This is a genomic window from Martelella alba (assembly GCF_006516955.1).
GTDB lineage: Bacteria > Pseudomonadota > Alphaproteobacteria > Rhizobiales > Rhizobiaceae > Martelella > Martelella alba.
In genome coordinates, this window is the sequence record NZ_VHLG01000009.1 from 1 (window position 1) to 18,267 (window position 18,267).

At 58.6% G+C, this 18,267-nt stretch carries 19 protein-coding genes; 9 read left to right on the plus strand and 10 right to left on the minus strand.

Annotation, left to right across the window (positions count from 1 at the left end; genetic code table 11):
- Window positions 1-837, plus strand: an 837-nt coding sequence (locus FJU08_RS13590) for a glycosyltransferase family 25 protein (RefSeq protein WP_141149567.1), incomplete at its 5' end; no start/stop codon positions are given.
- 249 nt (window positions 838-1,086) lie between these two features.
- Here the strand turns inward: FJU08_RS13590 and thrS are convergent.
- The 4 genes from thrS to FJU08_RS13610 all read right to left on the minus strand — a co-directional run bounded on the left by thrS (window position 1,087) and on the right by FJU08_RS13610 (window position 5,353).
- On the minus strand, window positions 1,087-3,066 hold the full coding sequence (thrS, locus tag FJU08_RS13595; protein WP_141149568.1) for a threonine--tRNA ligase: 1,980 nt from the start codon (window positions 3,064-3,066) through the stop codon (window positions 1,087-1,089).
- A gap of 245 nt (window positions 3,067-3,311) precedes the next feature.
- A complete protein-coding gene (locus FJU08_RS13600; protein ID WP_181409848.1) occupies window positions 3,312-3,986 on the minus strand; it encodes an outer membrane protein in 675 nt (224 codons plus the stop codon).
- A 184-nt stretch (window positions 3,987-4,170) separates the two neighbouring features.
- The gene (locus FJU08_RS13605) at window positions 4,171-4,659 is read right to left on the minus strand and encodes an Lrp/AsnC family transcriptional regulator (protein WP_141149570.1); all 489 of its coding nucleotides are present in this window, start codon (window positions 4,657-4,659) and stop codon (window positions 4,171-4,173) included.
- Between the two features lie 61 nt (window positions 4,660-4,720).
- Window positions 4,721-5,353 (minus strand): uracil-DNA glycosylase family protein, encoded by a 633-nt coding sequence (locus tag FJU08_RS13610; protein WP_141149571.1) that lies wholly within the window; start codon window positions 5,351-5,353, stop codon window positions 4,721-4,723.
- Window positions 5,354-5,464: 111 nt separating this feature from the next.
- Here FJU08_RS13610 and FJU08_RS13615 point away from each other — a divergent pair, with 111 nt between their 5' ends.
- Entirely contained in the window at window positions 5,465-7,192 is a 1,728-nt protein-coding gene (locus FJU08_RS13615; RefSeq protein WP_181409849.1) for a sensor histidine kinase, read from the plus strand.
- A gap of 9 nt (window positions 7,193-7,201) precedes the next feature.
- On the opposite strand, the gene FJU08_RS13620 is transcribed toward FJU08_RS13615, so the two are convergent.
- The gene (locus FJU08_RS13620; protein ID WP_235890697.1) at window positions 7,202-7,570 is read right to left on the minus strand and encodes a diacylglycerol kinase; all 369 of its coding nucleotides are present in this window, start codon (window positions 7,568-7,570) and stop codon (window positions 7,202-7,204) included.
- A 47-nt stretch (window positions 7,571-7,617) separates the two neighbouring features.
- Window positions 7,618-8,634 carry a nicotinate-nucleotide--dimethylbenzimidazole phosphoribosyltransferase gene (gene cobT, locus FJU08_RS13625; protein WP_141149574.1) on the minus strand — a complete coding sequence of 339 codons (1,017 nt, stop codon included), beginning with the start codon at window positions 8,632-8,634 and terminating at the stop codon, window positions 7,618-7,620.
- Between the two features lie 133 nt (window positions 8,635-8,767).
- Between cobT and FJU08_RS13630 the strand changes: the two genes are divergently transcribed.
- The 3 genes from FJU08_RS13630 (at window position 8,768) to FJU08_RS22975 (ending at window position 11,395) form a co-directional block, all read left to right on the plus strand.
- Window positions 8,768-9,547: an adenosylcobinamide-GDP ribazoletransferase gene (locus FJU08_RS13630; RefSeq protein ID WP_141149575.1), complete on the plus strand. Its 780-nt coding sequence runs from the start codon at window positions 8,768-8,770 to the stop codon at window positions 9,545-9,547.
- Between the two features lie 42 nt (window positions 9,548-9,589).
- Window positions 9,590-10,291: a TIGR02281 family clan AA aspartic protease gene (locus tag FJU08_RS13635; protein WP_141149576.1), complete on the plus strand. Its 702-nt coding sequence runs from the start codon at window positions 9,590-9,592 to the stop codon at window positions 10,289-10,291.
- 420 nt (window positions 10,292-10,711) lie between these two features.
- Complete coding sequence (locus FJU08_RS22975; RefSeq protein ID WP_210245231.1) at window positions 10,712-11,395, plus strand: hypothetical protein; 684 nt, start codon at window positions 10,712-10,714, stop codon at window positions 11,393-11,395.
- A 70-nt stretch (window positions 11,396-11,465) separates the two neighbouring features.
- Here FJU08_RS22975 and FJU08_RS13645 read toward each other — a convergent pair whose 3' ends face one another.
- The 4 genes from FJU08_RS13645 to FJU08_RS13660 form a co-directional block, all read right to left on the minus strand.
- The gene (locus FJU08_RS13645) at window positions 11,466-12,287 is read right to left on the minus strand and encodes a sulfite exporter TauE/SafE family protein (protein ID WP_141149577.1); all 822 of its coding nucleotides are present in this window, start codon (window positions 12,285-12,287) and stop codon (window positions 11,466-11,468) included.
- Between the two features lie 377 nt (window positions 12,288-12,664).
- Window positions 12,665-12,874 (minus strand): DUF3126 family protein, encoded by a 210-nt coding sequence (locus FJU08_RS13650; RefSeq protein ID WP_141149578.1) that lies wholly within the window; start codon window positions 12,872-12,874, stop codon window positions 12,665-12,667.
- A gap of 204 nt (window positions 12,875-13,078) precedes the next feature.
- A complete protein-coding gene (gene cysE / locus FJU08_RS13655) occupies window positions 13,079-13,906 on the minus strand; it encodes a serine O-acetyltransferase (protein WP_141149715.1) in 828 nt (275 codons plus the stop codon).
- A gap of 106 nt (window positions 13,907-14,012) precedes the next feature.
- Window positions 14,013-14,795 (minus strand): alpha/beta fold hydrolase, encoded by a 783-nt coding sequence (locus FJU08_RS13660; RefSeq protein WP_141149579.1) that lies wholly within the window; start codon window positions 14,793-14,795, stop codon window positions 14,013-14,015.
- A 143-nt stretch (window positions 14,796-14,938) separates the two neighbouring features.
- Here FJU08_RS13660 and FJU08_RS13665 point away from each other — a divergent pair, with 143 nt between their 5' ends.
- The 4 genes from FJU08_RS13665 to FJU08_RS13680 all read left to right on the plus strand — a co-directional run bounded on the left by FJU08_RS13665 (window position 14,939) and on the right by FJU08_RS13680 (window position 18,261).
- Window positions 14,939-15,184, plus strand: a complete 246-nt coding sequence (locus FJU08_RS13665; protein WP_141149580.1) for a zinc-finger domain-containing protein — start codon at window positions 14,939-14,941, stop codon at window positions 15,182-15,184.
- Window positions 15,185-15,224: 40 nt separating this feature from the next.
- Entirely contained in the window at window positions 15,225-16,406 is a 1,182-nt protein-coding gene (locus tag FJU08_RS13670) for an FAD-dependent monooxygenase (RefSeq protein ID WP_141149581.1), read from the plus strand.
- 118 nt (window positions 16,407-16,524) lie between these two features.
- Window positions 16,525-17,211, plus strand: a complete 687-nt coding sequence (locus tag FJU08_RS13675) for an SH3 domain-containing protein (protein ID WP_141149582.1) — start codon at window positions 16,525-16,527, stop codon at window positions 17,209-17,211.
- A 204-nt stretch (window positions 17,212-17,415) separates the two neighbouring features.
- Window positions 17,416-18,261 (plus strand): SH3 domain-containing protein, encoded by an 846-nt coding sequence (locus FJU08_RS13680; RefSeq protein ID WP_141149583.1) that lies wholly within the window; start codon window positions 17,416-17,418, stop codon window positions 18,259-18,261.
- Window positions 18,262-18,267: the final 6 nt, after the last annotated feature.

The following is an 18,267-nucleotide window of genomic DNA, read 5'->3' on the forward strand; positions in this document are numbered from 1 at the left end:
AAAAATTTAAACCGCATAAATCAAAAAATTTATGTGCGGTCTATTTCGATGCTAATGGTTATAAATCTTGATCGGCAACAAGACAGACTTACCAAAATCCAGGAAAATCTGGAATTGCAACGGTTAAAGTTCCAACGCATTCAGGCCTGCGACGGAAAACTGATGCCAAAAACTGCAGCAGATAGCCTATGCCGATATCCGGCGGCAGGCGGCTTCGAGATGTCACCAGAGGAAGTCGCCTGCTATGTCAGCCATGTCGCGGCGTGGAAAAAACTGCTGACGTCGCAGGAACCTCACGCAATTATCCTTGAAGATGACGTGGTGCTCGGAGAGGGAAGCGGCGCGATTCTCAAACACCTCGCCTGGGTTCCTGAAGACGTCGATATCATCAAGCTGGAGACCTGGCGTAAACGGCTGTCCATCGCGCAGCGACCATGCAAAACGGTCGAGGGACGCGGCATCTATCGCTTGCGGAGCCATCACGCTGGCACGGCAGCCTACATCATCAGCCGCCAGGGGGCCGAAAAAGCCCTCCAGCATTCCACACCGATGAAATGCCCAATCGATGTAGCGCTTTTCAACCCGCTTTACGGCAATGCCCGCGCCTTCAGAATATATCAGATGGCACCGGCGCTCTGCATCCAGCGCCGCCTGTTTGATGGCAGCGGTGCCGGACAGGTTGAAAGCGATTTCGGAATATCCGAGCGCGGACACACCCGTTCCTACGGCAAGAACTGGCGGGAGCGCAGCTTTCATTTCTCCGTTCTTTGCCTGCGACGGATCATCATGAGAGTCTCGCATTTTCTGTCCGGGCGAAAACGCGTAGACTTTTGTTGAGGCACAGCTGGCAGCAGCCTGAGCCTACTCCGCTCTGCCGGAATGGGTTGTTCGGCGTTCCCACATATTGTTCCGCGCGCGATCTTGGCGTCTCTCAACCAAGCCGGGTCATCGGCCTGTGGTCCGGCTTTCTGTTTGATTGTATCCGATCGGTGGAAATGCGACTTCAGCTTTCCGCCTGATGCTTCAGCCAAATAAAAACGCCGCCTCGTTGACCGGGGCGGCGTTTCTCATTCAGAACACGCGATTTCAGGAGGCCAGCAATTGTTTCAGCCGCACCTGATCCGGCGGCGTTGCCTCATCGACCAGCGTGGCCAACGCATCGGCAAGCGTCATAGAGGCCTGATCGCGCGAACCGAGCCGGCGGATATTGACCGTCTCTTCCTCTGCCTCGCGCATACCGCAAACCAGGATTACCGGCACCTTGGCGACTGAATGTTCACGGACCTTATAGTTGATCTTCTCGTTGCGGAAATCGGTTGCAACGGAAAGACCGGCAGCGCGCAGACGGTCAGCAACCTTGCGGCCGTAGTCATCAGCCTCCGACGTGATCGTCGCGACCACGACCTGCATTGGTGCGAACCACAGCGGCATATGGCCGGCATGGTTCTCGATCAGAATGCCGAGGAAACGCTCCAGCGAACCGCAGATAGCGCGGTGAACCATGACCGGCTGACGCTTTTCCGAGCTCGAATCGATGTAGAAGGCACCGAAACGTTCCGGTAGGTTGAAATCGACCTGGGTCGTGCCGCACTGCCATTCGCGGCCGATCGCATCCTTCAGCGTATATTCGAATTTCGGCCCGTAAAACGCGCCCTCGCCCGGCAGGATACCGGTCTTGATGCGGCCGCCGGATTGCTCCTCGATCGTCTTCAGAACGCCGGTCATGATTTCTTCGGCGTGATCCCACAGGTCATCGGAACCGACACGTTTTTCCGGACGGGTCGAGAGCTTGACCACGACTTCCTCAAAGCCGAAATCCTTATAGACCGAGAGGATCAGATCATTGATCTTCAGGCATTCCTCGGCCAGCTGCTCTTCGGTGCAGAAGATGTGGGCATCGTCCTGGGTGAAGCCGCGCACGCGCATCAGGCCATGCATGGCACCCGACGGCTCATAACGATGAACGACACCAAATTCCGCATATCGGATAGGCAGTTCGCGATAAGACTTCAGACCATGCTTGAACAGCTGAACGTGGCCGGGGCAGTTCATCGGCTTCAGCGCGAAGACACGCTTGTCTTCCGCTTCCTCATCGGCGCAGGCGACCGCGAACATGTTTTCACGGTACCATTCCCAGTGGCCTGACGTCTTCCACAGGGACGTGTCGAGCACCTGCGGCGCATTGACTTCCTCATAATCGCCAGCCAGCCGGCGGCGCATATAGGCCGTCAGCGACTGGAACATGCGCCAGCCCTTGGAATGCCAGAACACGACTCCCGGACCCTCTTCCTGGAAATGGAACAGGTCCATCTCGCGGCCGAGGCGGCGATGATCGCGCTTCTCGGCCTCCTCGAGGAAGGTCAGATAGGCATCGAGCTGTTTCTGATCGGCCCAGGCCGTGCCGTAAATGCGGGTCAGCATCGGATTATTGCTGTCGCCGCGCCAATAGGCACCGGCCACCTTCATCAGCTTGAAGGCCGTGCCGATCTGCCCCGTCGAGGCCATATGCGGGCCACGGCACAGATCGAACCAATCGCCCTGATGATAGATCTTGACGTCCTGATCTTCGGGAATGGCATCGACAAGCTCGACCTTGTAGGCCTCGCCCTTGTCAGCGAAAACCTGCTTGGCCTTGTCGCGCGACCAGACATCCTTGGTGAAGGGCGCATTGCGGGCAATGATCTCCTTCATCTTCTTTTCGATCCGCGGCAGATCTTCCGGCGTGAAGGGCGTTTCACGGGCGAAATCGTAATAGAAGCCGTTTTCGATGACCGGGCCGATCGTGACCTGGGTACCGGGCCACAATTCCTGTACCGCTTCAGCCATGACATGGGCTGCGTCATGCCGGATCAGCTCCAGCGCGCGGTCATCGGTGCGGGTAACGATCTCAACATGGCCATTGGCGACGGGATCGGCGAGATCGCGCAATTCACCATCAAGGGCAATCGCTACGGCCTTCTTGGCCAGCGACTTGGAAATCGATTCCGCTACATCGCGGCCGGTCGTGCCGACGGCGTAGTCGCGCTTGGAACCATCTGGAAAAACAAGGGAAATCTGCTCAGACATCATCTTCTCCTAAGCCAGTCCCGCCAACGAATGCGGGTGGTGATTGCCGGGCCGCCAGCGTAGCAAACGGCGCGGTTATGGATTATCGCCTGCCAGCAACCAGAAAGGCTGATCAGAAGGCATCGGGCGAATGCGCCGTTTGATAAAGAAAAAGCCAGCAGCGGTAAAGGAAAATCCGGCGCCGAAGCACCGGATCCCGTTCAGATCAACGATATTGCGAAAAGATCTCCGCACATCCGCAAAGGTCAGAAATGCAGGCCGATCGCCGCCGTCACCGTGTTGCTGTGAACATCAAGATCGGCCTTGCCATAGCCAGCAAGAAGGCCACCGCTGATCGAGGCCGTCGGGAAGCCCGTATAGCGATACTCGATGCGGCCAAAGAGCCTGCTGGTAAAGGCGTAGTCTACGCCGGCACCAAATGTATAACCATAGACTGTCGATGTGCTGTCATCGGAACCGATCTGGTCGTGCACGCTCTGGATCGCAAGACCGCCAGTGGAATAAAGCAGCGCATTGCCGAGCGCATAGCCAAGCCGCCCGCGCACAGAGCCACCCCATTCCGCGCCGATCTTCTCGGTCCCGACATAGGGAACGGCATAGGTCTTCTCATTCCATTGCCTGATCACGTCGCCTTCGATACCGACAACCAGCTTGTTGTCGAACTGATAGTCATAACCGGCAAAGACCGACGCCATGCCGCCATTGAAATCATCCGAAACAGAGCCCCCGCCCGGAAGGGTCGAACTGGCGTGGAGCCAGGAATAGCCGCCGCCGGCGCCGAGATAAAAGCCGGTCCAGTCCATCGTGGCGGGCGCGGCCATGGCAGCGCTGTTGTCATAAGGCACCGCTGTAATGTCGGCGGCAAAGGCTGGCAGTGCCAAGCCAGAGCAAAGCAAGGCAAGAACAAGTGACGTCTTCAAGAGTGCATTCCCCATTTACACCGATCCGACAAGACAGCATCCGCACAGCCAGAACCGGATATTAACAATCGTCAAAAAGCCAAATCTGCGCGGCAATCGAGAGCGACAGCACACGCTTTGCCATGATTACGCCTTACCTATTAATACGCAAGTGCGAATAGAACAGCGCCATAGCCACAATCACCTATTCGCCCGAACCCTTGCTGGGTTCCAGCACCATGTAATCAAGCGGCAACTCGGTCGAGAACTTGATCTGTTCCATGGCGAATGAGGAGGATACGTCACGGATCTCGATCTTGGCGATCAGGCGCTTGTAGAAAGCGTCATAGGCAGCGATATCCGGCACTACCACACGCAGGAGATAATCGACATCCCCGCTCATGCGGTAGAATTCCAGCACTTCCGGAAAGCCGGAGATGACCTCGGCGAAGCGCTTCAGCCATTCCACCGAATGGCTGTTGGTGCGGATGGAAACGAAAACAGTGACATTGGCATTGATCCGCTCGGGATCCAGCAGCGCAACGCGGCGCTTGATCACACCCTCTTCTTCCATCTTCTGGATGCGGCGCCAGCATGGCGTCGTCGAAAGGCCCACTTTCTTGCCGATATCGGCAACCGCCAGTGTGGTATCCTCCTGCAGGAGGCGCAAAATTTTCCTATCCAGACGATCCATTTCTGTCCTCCGTGAAATATTTTTCTGCATATAGCAGATTTTCATACAACTGGAAGGAATTTTATTCTGAAACGATATCGTTCACGGCCTGCCGCAGCACCGGCAGAAGCTCGGCCTCGAACCATGGATTCCGTTTCAGCCAACCCGAATTGCGCCAGCTGGGGTGCGGCAGCGGCAAAATGCGCGGCGCAGTATTCACCATGAAAGGCTCACGCCAGGCGACCACCGTATCGGTCATGGTTCTGCGGCATTTTTCGCCCATATGCCATTTCATCGCATAATGCCCGATAGTAAGCACCAGTTCGAGCTGCGGCATGGCCGCCATCACTTCGGTCCGCCACAAGGCTGCGCATTCCCGCCGTGGCGGCAGGTCATGGCCGTTGGCGTCATAGCCCGGGAAACAGAAGCCCATTGGCACAATGGCAAAGCGACCCGGATCGTAGAAGACCTCACGGCCGACACCAAGCCAGTTCCTGAGCCTGTCGCCCGAGGCATCATTGAACGGCAGCCCCGTTTCATGCACGCGCAGTCCAGGCGCCTGCCCGGCGATCAGGATTTTGGCCTTGCGGGACAGGATACAGACCGGCCGCGGCTCATGTGGCAGGGCTTTCCCCATACCGCCGGCCGGCTGGTCCCGGCAGATCCGGCAGGCAGCGATGCGCTGCGAAAGCTGAGCGATCCGTTCCGCCGTCATTTTGTCTCCCGCTGTCTTTTTCCTTAAAAAACAGCACTAACGAATTCTTTACGTGAAGTTTTTCTTAACAAATCGCTCCTATCTTCACCATTGGTAATGATGGGGACGACCATGCTCAAACACGCCAAATCACATGCACAGGCAGCACTGACAACAGGCAATGATGACGGCTCTGACATGTCCGAGGCCGAAATTTCAAGACCTTTTGTCAGAACGCCTGATATTGGCAAGACCAGAGCAGCCGTTGGCCGCATCCTCAGCCAGAGCCCCATTGCCGCCATTCTGATTGCCACACTGACAGCGGCGGTACTTTATCTTGGCCATGACCTTTCCATCACACTCTGGGCGGGGCTTGCGCTGGTTCTCGGCCTTGCAGCCTTTGCCCTGCTGCGCAATGCCAAGGACGCCCTTGCCAGGGGTGAAGAGACGACAGTCTGGCATGCGCGTATCATCGGCGCGCTCTGGCTTGCTGGTGGCATATGGGCTTTGCTTGCCTGGTTTGATTGCCCGACCTGCGGGCCGCTGACCTTTCCCTTTCTCAAAGCTACGGTCCTGCTGATTGCACTCGTCGTGCTGACCATTTCGGCCAAAGGACTGAGGCTGGCGGCATTCCACATCTTCATGCCTGCGGCCAGCGCCTTTGCCTTCGTCGCCCTTTCATCAAGACTGCCGACAGACATTCTGACCGGCGTCGTTATTGCCGTCGTCATGCTGTTCATGGCCTATTTCAGCGGCATTATGGAAAAGGCCGACACCGAGCTCGATCATAGCCGCACCGAGGGCGAAGTTCTGGCGCGCGACCTTGCGGCAAGCCGCACCGCCAATGCCGAGGCGCTGGCCAATGCCGAACAGGCAAACCGCACCAAGGCGGCCTTTCTCGCGGCCATGTCGCATGACCTGAGAACACCGCTCAACGCCATTATCGGCTTCTCCGAGATCATGAAGGATGGGGTGATGGGCCCGGTCGGCAACCCGGTCTATCGCGAATATGTCAGCGATATCCACAAATCCGGCCGCCATCTTCTGTCGATGATCGATGGTGTCCTGGACATGTCGCGCCTTGAGGCCGGCAATTACCGGCTCGACGAACGCAGCATCCGCCTGTCCGGCATCATTGATGTCGCCATGACGATTGCCGCCATTGAAGCCGCGCAGCGCGCTGTTTCCATCCGTGCCGAGATTGAACAGGGCCTCGTACCAGTCAACGCCGATGAACGTGCCCTGCGCCAGATCCTGCTGAACCTTCTTTCCAATGCGATTAAATTCTCGCCGAAAGGCGGGGAAATCGTCATTCGCGCCGGCTGGAGCAAAAGCGGCGGCCAATATCTTTCCGTCAAGGATCAGGGCGACGGCATGAGCGAGGATGAGCTGTCCCGCGTCACCGAGCCCTTCATCCGCGGCAAGGTTGCCGCCAGCACGCAGGGCTTTGGTCTCGGCCTGTCCATCGTCCGCGAGCTAGCCGAAGCCCATCAGGCATCGCTGGTATTGAATTCTGCCCCCGGAGCCGGAACCGAAGCCATCCTCGAACTGCCGATGGCCCGGGTCGCACATCTGAAGCTTTCAGCCTCTGTCAGCACAGAGCAAACCATCGACCTGCCGCTGTCATCCGAACTGCACCTGCCTTTCGATCCGACAAGCATCACACTTGAAGCCTCGGCCACGGCAGAGACAAAAAGCGCAAAGTCACGCCTGGCCGCAGCCCTTGCGCGCCGTGCCAGCCGTCAACCCGCACAAGATGCCGCACCGGCCGACAAGACAGATGACACGAGCCTCGATCTTCTGCTTGAGGAAGGCATTATCGATGCATTGGAAAATCACCGCGAAACCCACGCAGCCTGAAACAGCGTTTCAGAAAAACACCACATAGGCCGCGTAAAGCCCATTGGCCACCAACAGGCAGAAAGTGGCAAAGGATCCCAGATCCTTGGCGTGTTTGCCGGACAGTGAATGTTCCGGCGACACCCGGTCAACCAGTTCCTCGATGGCGGTATTGAGTGCCTCTACGGCAAACAGGACCAGCATCAGCACGGTAAAGACCAGAAACTGCATCAGTTGGGCGCCAACGGCCAGAAACAGAATGAGGCCGGCAATGAAGGCGATCAGCTCGTGCCTGAATGCTTCCTCATCAAAGAGCCGCACAGCGCCCCCGAGCGAATAGCGGGTCGCCGCCACAAGATGGCGAAAACCCTTTTCCTTTTCCACCGGACCTCCGGCCATGCACATCTCCCCGTCAAAAGCTTTGGCTGACAGGGATTGTGCCGGTATCAGTCGCGGTTCGAAACCCCTGCTTCGGCAAATGTTGCCATACCAGTGTGACAGGCAGCCGCTGACTTGACCAAAGAAGCAGCCAGGGCCGCGCCCGTACCCTCACCCAGCCGCATGCCGAGCGCCAGAAGCGGGGTTTTGCCAAGCTTCTGGATCAGGCGCAGATGACCGGGCTCACCGGAAACATGGCCGATAAGGCAGTGATCGAGTGCGTGGGGATTGGCCGCCTTCAGCACAGCCGCAGCAGCCGTAACGACGAAACCATCGAGCAGCACCGGCACTTTCTGCATGCGCGCGGCCAGGATGGCGCCCGCCATGGCTGCAAGTTCGCGGCCGCCGAGACGCCGCAATACTTCAAGCGGATCGCCAAGATGATCCCTGTGAAGCGCCACAGCCTCATCGACAGCGCGGATCTTGCGGGCCAGAACCTCGCCTTCCGCCCCGGTACCCGGACCGACCCAATCCTCAGCCTTGCCGCCGAAAAGTCCCATGGAGATGGCGGCGGCGATGGTGGTATTGGCAATGCCCATCTCGCCCAGGCAGAGCAGGTCAACACCACCGGCAACCGCTTCCATGCCATAGGCCATGGTGGCTGCACAGTCGCGCTCGGAAAGGGCTGCTTCCTTGGTAATGTCGCCGGTCGGATAGTCGAGCGCCAGATCGAAGATTTTCAGGCTCAGATCATTGGTGGCGCAGATCTGATTGACGGCCGCGCCGCCCGCAGCAAAATTATCGACCATCTGCTTGGTCACGCTTGCCGGATAGGGCGAGACGCCCTGTGCCGCCACGCCGTGATTACCGGCGAAGACGGCAACCATCGGCCTGTTGACGGCCGGGGTTCGCCCCGACCAGGCGGCAAGCCACATGGCGATTTCCTCAAGACGGCCGAGCGAGCCCTCAGGCTTGGTCAGCTGCGCGTTGCGCTTGCGAGCCGCCGACAGCGCGGGCGTGTCGGCACCCGGCAGGTTCTGGATGAGATCGCGAAAATCGTCGAAAGGCTGGCCAGTCATGGGCATCTGTCCTTGAATGCTTCAATGGTGCAGCAGTGCCGCCCGTGGCGGCGCACCGGAAATCACTTTATGCCTGCTTCTTAATCGGCAATAACGCCAGCGACAACACCGCGATCAATGAGAATCGGGTTCCCGCAGAATGAAATTACATCGTCTGACCTCCGATTGCGTCGAGGCAATCGCCTTCCTGACCCGCCTGCCACTTCCGGCCTGTCTTTTCCCGAACAGCCCGGCAGGGGCGAAAGCCGCCTGGGCTTTTCCGCTGGCCGGCATCATCGCCACGCTTCCGTCAGCGCTGGTTTTAATTGTCATCCTGCCGCTTGGCGCAAATCCCTACCTTGCGGGTTTCGCCGCGATCGGCCTTTCGGTTCTTTTCACCGGCGCACTGCATGAGGATGGCCTGGCCGACAGTGCCGACGGGCTGATGGTCATGAGAGACCGCGAAAAATCGCTCGCGATCATGAAGGACAGCGCCAATGGCACTTTTGCCACGCTGGCCCTTGTCCTCTCGGTCACGCTGCGGGCCACGGCACTGGCCAGCGTCGCAGCAAGCGTTTCCGCACTTGCCGCAGCACTTTTGCTGCTGGGCATCGCAGCCCTTTCACGTGCAGCCATGGTTTGCCATTGGCACGCCCTCCACGCAGCGCGGCGCGATGGCGCGGCGGCAAGCCTTGGGCGGCCAGGGTTTTCGACAATGCTTGCCGCATTCCTGATCGGCCTTGCGGCCTTTGTCCTGACCAGCACCATTTCCGGCACGATGCCGGGCGCCCTTGGCGGCATCGCCATTGCCCTCGCAGCCGTCTTCATGTTCACACTGCGCTGTCATCGGCAGATTGATGGCCATACCGGCGACACGATCGGCGCCAGCGAGCAGATTGCCGAAATCGCCCTCCTTGCAGGCCTTGCGCTTTTCAGCTGAGGCCCGATATCTAGACTGTGCCGGATATTCAAGGAAAACCGCATGCGCCTGTTCTGGATCCTGATTGCTATCGTTGTCGCCGGCATGATTTTGCTGATGACCATCGGGCGCGGCGGCACAACATTCGGCATCGACAATGAGGCTTTCGCCCAAACCGTTATCTTCGTGTCGCTGCTGACGATGTTCGCATCGGGCTTTCTGCATTCAGGCCGGAAAATCGGCCCGATGATCCGCAACCTTCTGATCTGGGCGGTGATCATCGTCCTTATCGCCGCAGCCTATGTTTTCCGCAATGATTTCAGCAATGCCGGCGACCGGCTGATGAGCGCCTTCCTGCCCGGCCGTGCCATTGTGACCACCAGCGCCAGCGGTCACGAGGAAGTGGTACTGGGAAAGCGGCAGAGCGGCCATTTCGCCACCCGCGCCACCGTAAACGGCCATGCGCTTGATATGCTGGTCGATACCGGTGCAAGCCGTGTGACACTCACCGACAACGACGCCAAGCGCATCGGCCTCGACACAAACACACTGAATTTCTCGATGATGGTGCAGACCGCCAACGGCTCTGCGCTCGCTGCACCGGTTACACTCAACCAGATCGAGATCGGCCCGATCAGCCGCCGTAACGTGCAGGCCATGGTCGTCGCCAAGGGCAAACTTTCACAAAGCCTGCTTGGCATGAGCTTCCTGTCGACCCTCACCTCGGTCGATATGCGCGCCGATCAGCTTTACCTGACTGACTGACAGGCAGGCACGAAGCAATCCGCCTGCCTCACCGAGTGGTACGCGCAAGGCCACCCGCACGTTCGCCACTCTTCATCCTCCCGCCAAACCGACATATGGAAACGTCTATTGCTGGAAAAGGAAATACTTCATCTCGCGGTGGATCAATTTTCATAAAACCGGAAAAATTAATTTATACATAATTCATACTTATGAAAAAGTTATTACATTATATGTAAAAATCCATTTAAACACGAAACATAACAATACATAATAGCGGATTCTTTACACATGAGGACACAGTCGCTTCCCGTTAGGTTAGGCATAGACAACCCGGCTCCAGTATATCCAGTGGATCAGGCCCGACCATCGAGAACACGATCAATTGCATCTCCCGAGCCGTCCCGCGGCAATGCGTGCCACAGCCCGAACCAGTTAACATTGCGTGGGCTGCTCGACCTGCAGATCAAGGCGATCAACAGCGCCAAGACCTGCGTGCCCATGAGCCTGCAGGAAGAAGCCCGCCCCGATCAGATCGCAAGGCTGCGCAAGGACGGCTCTCAATACCGGCTCGATTACAACAAGGACGGCAAAACAAAAACGCTCAGTGCCGAAGGTGCCTATATCTTTGCCATCAAAGCTTCCGCGCCGAACGAAATCCTGATCGGCCGCACGCATATTCCCCATGCACGCCAGGCGTTGGAGGCAGACTTGCAAATTGCAGGACATACCTCCATAACAAAGGGAGAAGACGTTCTTTTTGCGGGTGAAATTCTCTTCTGCAACGGCGTGCTTGACTGGTGGACAAATCGCAGCGGCCACTACCGCCCCATGACAAGCACAGTCACAGATTCGCTCTTGCCACATGTCCAGAGGCTACTGCCGCAGGGCGGCTACAAGGAAGTCATGCTGGAAAATGGAACAGAGCTCATTGACCATATGATCGACACGGCCAACGGCTATCTGCTCGCCTCTGACGAGCCGGATCTGAGACCCGTGGAACCGCCGCCACCGCCGCCGGAACCTGAACCGGGGCCCGAACCGGAACCGCCCCAGCATCCGCTGCAGGGATTGTTTGAATTTCTGGAAGGGGCGGCCCAAAACGGGCCAGCTCCCGCCGGCTGATCGGCGTGTCAGCACAGGTCATCTGAATGGGCCGGGCGCCGAACTGCATCCCGGCACCCGGCCCGATAAATCAGATCAGCGTGATGAAGAAGCGGGCGGAGATGATCAGCAGGAAGATACCAAAGCTGATTTCCAGCTGGCGCTTGGAAAGCCTGTGCGCCAGCTTCGCCCCGATCGGTGCCACATACATGGTGATCGGAATGATCAGGATCACCGCGATCCAGTTGACGAAGCCGGTCGAGAAGATCGGCAGGCCCTCACGGCCCCAGCCACCATAAACATTGCCGAAGAAGCTCGGCACCGCAATCAGCACGCCGACACCGGAAGAAGTCGCAACCGCCTGCAGCATCGGCCGGTTATAAAAGGTCATGAAGGTGTTGTTGAGCGTACCGCCGCCAATGCCGATCAGGCCGGACAGCATGCCGATCGCCCAGCCAAAACCATAAAGCGCCGGCGTTTTGGGCAGATCATCACCAAGCTTGAGCTCGGCCAGGCGGCGAAACAGCATCTTCGCCGCGATCAGAAGCGTTATCACGGCAAAGGCAGACTTGACCACCGCCGGCGGCGCATAGGCAAGCACCAATGTCGACATCAAAGACCCGACGGGAACCGCAATCAACCATCGCCTCAGAAGCACCATATCCACGGAACCACGCTTGTAATGGGCCTGGAATGACCGCAGCGAGGTCGGGACGATGATGGCAAGCGAGGTGCCAACGCAAAGCTGCATGCGCACGCTTTCATCAACGCCAGCCATTGCAAAGGCCTGATAGAAAACCGGCACGAGCACGGCACCGCCACCAATGCCAAAGAGGCCGGCAAGCAGACCAGCAACGCCACCGGCGACAAGCAGCAGCACAACAAGTTCGACAATATCGGAAACAGGCGGCATCGAAAAACCCCGGTAAAATCAAGTACTATAAAGTTGAAACAGCCAATAGATGCAATTTGATGCGAACACGTCATCAAACCGTGATCTTCATACACTATCTGATGGCACGGGCAAGCGATTGACGGCTGCGGCGACCAAGCAGTTTCAGCCGACAATGTTCGGATTGGCCCAAAATGCCCGTTTCAGCAAGGCCATGATTTCGTAATGCGTCGGTTTCGACAAACTTATTCGAATAACCTGGTTTTATTCTATACCTAAATTTGATGTTGCCGGCCCCTTGCGGGGCCGGTTTTTTATCTGGGCCAAAACGAAAAGAGCCGTCCCGGTACTCCGGGACGGCCTCTTGTCAGATCGGTTACCGCCGTCAAAGGCCGGTTTCAGCCCTCGAGATCGACGTCGAGGATCGCCATCGAGAAATTATAAGACCGGTCGCCATCCTCATCATCAAGATAGATGACACCGATAAATTCATCTCCGCGGAAGGCCTCGCAGGAATCATCCTTTCGCGGACGAGCCTTCACCGAAAACTGGGGGCCGAACATACGCTTGAAATAGGCGTCGAGCTGCTTGATTTCGTCTGCCTTCACCACAAAACTCCGTTTTCCTTGGACGCGGCCGCGCTTTTGGCATGGGCCTGCCACATGTGTAAACCCTCGTCGCGGAAAGTTTCGCTCATGCTGACTTTCCGCTGAATGCACACCCTCAATCGCTGGCAACCAATGCGCCAGCCGGGTGTGGACACCCTATCGAGGCGGAGCATTTCCGGTGATCCAGTCTTCGCCGGAAATGCCTTAGTCGTCTGACGCAATCAGCTGATCCATCGAGCGCGCCGGATCGGCGCAGCCAGCCGCGCCAACCACGCGCGCCGGCACGCCCGCCACCGTCGAGCAGCGCGGCACCGGCTTCAGCACAACCGAGCCCGCAGCAATCCGCGAGCAATCGCCAACCTCGATATTGCCAAGCACCTTGGCCCCTGCCCCGATCAGCACGCTATGGCCGATCTTGGGATGCCGATCGCCGGTTTCCTTGCCGGTACCGCCAAGTGTCACGCCCTGCAGGATCGACACGTCATCCCCGATCACCGCCGTCATGCCGACGACAACACCAGTGGCATGATCGAGGAAAATCCCCTTGCCCATCTTCGCGGCGGGATTGATGTCGCATTGGAACACGCTGGAGGAACGGCTCTGCAGATAGAGCGCGAAATCCTTGCGGCCGTTATTCCACAGCCAATGGGCCAGGCGATGGGTCTGGATCGCATGAAATCCCTTGAAGTAAAGCACCGGCTCCATGAAACGCGTGCAGGCCGGATCACGATCATAAACGGCCTGAATATCGACGCGCAGGATCTCGCCCCATTCCGGCCAGTCCGCACGCATTTCATCAAAGGTCTGACGCAGAAGGATGGCCTGAACGTCAGGATGATCGAGGCGTTCGCAGATCCGGTAGATCACGCAATCCTCAAGCGAACGATGGTTCAGAATGGTCGAATAGAGAAAGGCCGCCAGGATCGGGTCTCGCTCCAGCGCCTGTTGCGCTTCGGCCTTCAGGCTCGCCCAGATCGGGTCAAGGCTCTGCAGGCTGCTTTCATCACGGTTCTTTTCAGGGCTTGCGGCCATCATGGCCTCCTTCCTGTCCTCGAAAAAGAATTTCGGGCGAATATAGGCCATGATGGCGCGAATACCAATGACACTGCCGTGACTTTCTCGCCAGGCGGCAGCCGGTTCAGTCCTCGGCAGACCTGAGAAAGTCAAGCACCGCCGCCTTGAACACCTTGTCGCCAACGGCCAGCATGTGGTCACGATTGGGAATATCGAGCGCGATGGCATGCTGCATCTGGGCGGCAAGCGTCTGCGGCGAACCGGCCAGATCATCCTTTGTACCGACAGCAATCAGCGTCGGCTGGGCGATTTCGGCGATCTCGTTGCGCGGCACATTCTGCCGTGATGTCTCGATACAGGCAGCAAGCGCGATCCGGTCACTGCGCGTCTGCTCGGCGAAAGTCCTGAACATCCGGCCGCGCTCGTCGCTCACATCATCAAGTGAGGCTGCGCGCAGGGCATCGGCAATCGGGTCCCAGTCGCCGACACCGTCACAAAGACCGATGCCGAGCCCGCCAAAGACCAGCGAGCGCACGCGATCGGGATGACCAAGCGCCAGAAAGGCAGAGTTGCGCGCACCCATGGAATAGCCCATCACATGGGCGCTTTCGATCCCAAGATGATCAAGGAGAGCAGCCGCGTCACCGGCCATCAGCGGCGGAAAATAGAATTCCGAATCATGCGGCTTGTCGCTCTGCCCGTGACCGCGATTATCAAGCGCGATAACGCGATAACCCGCCTCGCCCAGCGTTTTCAGCCAGCCCGGATGCACCCAGTTGACGGCAGCGGTGGAGGCAAATCCATGAATCAGGAGAATCGGCGTTGCATCGCGATCCCCCTCATCAAAATAAGCCAGCTGCAGGCCGTCATGCTCAAAGAAGGAGAATTCAGGAAGGTTGAGGTTCATATTCCGGTCCGTTCTGTACCGCATTGCCGCAAACCGGTGACCAAATGATCAAAAGCACTGGCATCGGCTGCGCGGGGGTACTACACATTTGTCTCGAAGAGTTATAGTGTCCGGGCCGAAAGCTCAAGGAACGGGAGACGATAATGGCAGGCCACCCGATTGCCCATTTCAAAAATGACGAAGGTCATCGTGTCATCGAGATCGGCGTCAAGGAATTCATGTGCGTCGGTGCGTCAGCACCCTTCGATCATCCGCATATCTTCATCGATATGGGCGATGAGAGCGAAGCTGTCTGTTCCTATTGCTCGACGCTCTACCGGTACTCGCCGGCGCTTCATGGCAAGGAAACCAATCCGCCTGGCTGCGCCTACGAGATAGAGGCCGCCTGATAGAAGGCGTTCCTCCGGGGGCAAGGGAGGATGATCAAAAATGCCAGTTCAACATGCCGCCATCATTGGCGCCGGGATTGCAGGTCTTACGGCGGCGCTTGCGCTTGCGCGCCAGGGAATCTCGTCTGAGATTTTCGAACAGGCAGAAATGCTTGTCGAAGTCGGCGCCGGGCTGCAGATTTCACCCAATGCCGCGCGTTGTCTCGATGCGCTGGATGTGCTGGCGCCGCTTGTCGCGCAGTGGCGCGAACCGAACCGGGTGGCGCTCGCCTCAGGCGCAAGTCTGCGTCAGGTCGCCTATGTCCCGGTCAACAATGCCCGCGAGCGTTGGGGCGCGCCCTATGGCGTTCTGCATCGGGCGACAGTGCAATCGACACTGAAGGCCGCAGTCCAGGCCAACCCTCTCACAATACTGAAGCTTGGCGCGCGGATCGACAAGGCATCCCACGCCGCCATTTCGGCGATTTGCGACAAAACACCTGATGTCGTCATCTGCTGCGATGGCGTCTGGTCGCATTCGCGCCGGCAGGTCGAAAACGCGCCTGAAGCACGCTTTTCCGGCAATATCGCCTGGCGTTTTGTGCTCGCATCGGAAGACGCACCGTCTTTCCTCGACCGTGAGTCGGTCACCGCCTATATGGGAACCCAGGCGCATCTCATCGCCTATCCATTGCGTGATGTCGGCGGCTTCAATCTGGTCGCCATAGCTGCTGGCGCCAGTGCCGGTGAGGCCTGGCATACGGACGTCGACAGTTCCTGGCGAAGCGCACTGGAACGGCATTTTTCCGGCTGGAACCCGCAGCTGAAGAAGCTCTTCTCCCACGCGACGCCAACCTTCTGGCCGCTTTATGAAGTGGGGGAAGGCAGCTGGCACAATGACAAGGACATGATTATCATCGGCGACGCAGCCCATGCGATGATGCCATTTTCGGCACAGGGCGCAGCCATGGCGATCGAAGATGCCTTCGAACTTGCCGCTTTTCTGGCGGAACTGTCCGCACCGCAGGCTTTCGAGGCCTTTGTCGCGCATCGCCGTCCGCGCCTTGCCAAGCTGAAGAAGCGCGGCCAGTTCAACAAATTTGCCTATCATGCCAGCGGCCCGGTCCGTCTTGGCCGGGACCTGGTGCTTGCTTTCCGCTCCCCCGCCTCGCTGGCTGCCGACATGGACTGGATCTATGGCTACCGCGCTTACGGGCTGGAACAGGTGGCCGCTGCGGCCTGACACTGCAATAAAACGATACAAAGTGAAAATGCCGCGTCATCCTGAGACGCGAATCTGATGGCACAATCCTCGCGCTGGCCGACTGACCGGCCTGACGACAGACCAAGGATTGTTGCCAATGTTTCGAAGATTATGCCTGGCGGCAGCAGCTGCGCTTTTCGCCTTTCAGGCTGATGCCGCAACGCTGACGGCCTTTGCGATCAGTAATGTCAATCTCAGGGCCGGGCCGGCCACCAGCTACCCGTCGATCACCGTCGTGCCGGCTGGCGCAGGCCTTGTCAGTCACGGCTGCCTCGCCGACTATAGCTGGTGCGATATCTCCTTTGCCAGCTATCGCGGCTGGGTTTCGGCCCGCTATATCCAGATAAGCTACCAGGGCCAGCCCGCGATTCTCACCCCTGCCATTGCCGTTGCAAGCGGTATCGCCGTGGTCACATTCTCAAGAGCCTATTGGGACCGCTATTATGTCGCCTATCCCTGGTATGGCCGCTGGGCAGCCTACCCGCCACCACGCGCCTACCCACCGCCACCGCTAGCACCGCGCGTCACATCGCATTCGGCCAGCGGTAGCTGTAGCGATGCCGGCTGCTCGGTCACGCGTCAGACGACCGGTATCTATGGCGGTTCGACCAGCCAGACCCGCAATTGCGCCGATGGCAGCTGCTCATCAACCCGCAGCACGACAGGCGCCTATGGCAATACGGCAACGCGCACGCGCAGCTGCACAAGCGCAGGCGATCCGGGCTGCACCGTCACCCGCACCGGCCCCAATGGCGGCAGCAGCACACGCGCCTTCCATCGATAGATGATCCGGCCGGATCAGACAGGTCCGCAAGACGGGAACGGTCACGGCTTTCGCCGAAAACAACCATATCGGCCGAGAGAAATGCTGCCTGTCTTGCGGAGCGTAAACTAAAGTGATCCCGTCTAAATCACCTGTGAACTTGTTTATGCCACCTTTCCTATAGTTATCTGGAAGGGCCAGTTTTGACCAAGCGAACGGATCACGATGAAGTATAGAGATTTTCTGAAACCAACAGGCATTGCGCTGGCCACCAGCCTGCTCGCCTTTCAGGCACATGCTGCAGGCGCCAACGCCTATGCAACCACGAATGTCAATCTCAGGGCGGGGCCATCAACCTCCTACCCGGCCATCACCACGGTTCCCGCTGGCGCAGGCATCTATAATAATGGCTGCCTTGCCGATTACAGCTGGTGTGACATTTCCTTTGCCAATTATCGCGGCTGGATGGCTGCGACATATATTCAGGTGCCCTATCAGGGCTCGAATTCGAGCCTGACGCCGGCGATTGCCTTTACCACGGGCGTTGCCATCACCGCCTTCAGCATGTCCTACTGGGATAACCACTATCGCGGCTATCCCTGGTACAATAGCTGGAACCGCTATCCGCCACCGCCGCCGCCGCGCCCCTATGCGCCGCCGCCCGGATGGCATCAGCCACCTGGATGGCACCAGCCGCCGGGTTGGAATGCACCTCCGGGATATCAGCCAGGCTGGAACCAGCCGCCACGCAACGATCCCCATGGCGGGCCACCGCCGCAAAATGGCAATCACGGCGGACCACCGCCGCAAAACGGAAATCATGGTGGACCACCGCCGCAGCAGGGCGGCGGCAACCCGCCGCCGCGCGATAGCCACAACGGACCGCCGCCGCAAAACAACGCCCAGCGCCAGGAACCGCGTCCGATGCCACAGGGCGGCCAGCGGCCTGAGATGCGTCAGGAAGCCCCACCCCGCGCTGGCGGCGGCGCCTGCGGCCCGGATCCCCGGCGCTGCATGCCCGAGCGTGGCGGTGATCGCATGGAAGATCGCCGTCCCATCGAACGGCGCTGAGCGCAA

Coding starts and splice junctions, on each gene's coding strand:
- thrS (WP_141149568.1), bottom strand. CDS start 3,066: ATGTCTGAGCAGATTTCCCTTGTTTTTCCAGATGGTTCCAAGCGCGAC.
- FJU08_RS13605 (WP_141149570.1), bottom strand. CDS start 4,659: ATGGATCGTCTGGATAGGAAAATTTTGCGCCTCCTGCAGGAGGATACC.
- FJU08_RS13610 (WP_141149571.1), bottom strand. CDS start 5,353: ATGACGGCGGAACGGATCGCTCAGCTTTCGCAGCGCATCGCTGCCTGC.
- FJU08_RS13615 (WP_181409849.1), top strand. CDS start 5,465: ATGCTCAAACACGCCAAATCACATGCACAGGCAGCACTGACAACAGGC.
- FJU08_RS13620 (WP_235890697.1), bottom strand. CDS start 7,570: ATGGCCGGAGGTCCGGTGGAAAAGGAAAAGGGTTTTCGCCATCTTGTG.
- cobT (WP_141149574.1), bottom strand. CDS start 8,634: ATGCCCATGACTGGCCAGCCTTTCGACGATTTTCGCGATCTCATCCAG.
- FJU08_RS13630 (WP_141149575.1), top strand. CDS start 8,768: ATGAAATTACATCGTCTGACCTCCGATTGCGTCGAGGCAATCGCCTTC.
- FJU08_RS13635 (WP_141149576.1), top strand. CDS start 9,590: ATGCGCCTGTTCTGGATCCTGATTGCTATCGTTGTCGCCGGCATGATT.
- FJU08_RS13645 (WP_141149577.1), bottom strand. CDS start 12,287: ATGCCGCCTGTTTCCGATATTGTCGAACTTGTTGTGCTGCTGCTTGTC.
- cysE (WP_141149715.1), bottom strand. CDS start 13,906: ATGGCCGCAAGCCCTGAAAAGAACCGTGATGAAAGCAGCCTGCAGAGC.
- FJU08_RS13660 (WP_141149579.1), bottom strand. CDS start 14,795: ATGAACCTCAACCTTCCTGAATTCTCCTTCTTTGAGCATGACGGCCTG.
- FJU08_RS13665 (WP_141149580.1), top strand. CDS start 14,939: ATGGCAGGCCACCCGATTGCCCATTTCAAAAATGACGAAGGTCATCGT.
- FJU08_RS13670 (WP_141149581.1), top strand. CDS start 15,225: ATGCCAGTTCAACATGCCGCCATCATTGGCGCCGGGATTGCAGGTCTT.
- FJU08_RS13675 (WP_141149582.1), top strand. CDS start 16,525: ATGTTTCGAAGATTATGCCTGGCGGCAGCAGCTGCGCTTTTCGCCTTT.
- FJU08_RS13680 (WP_141149583.1), top strand. CDS start 17,416: ATGAAGTATAGAGATTTTCTGAAACCAACAGGCATTGCGCTGGCCACC.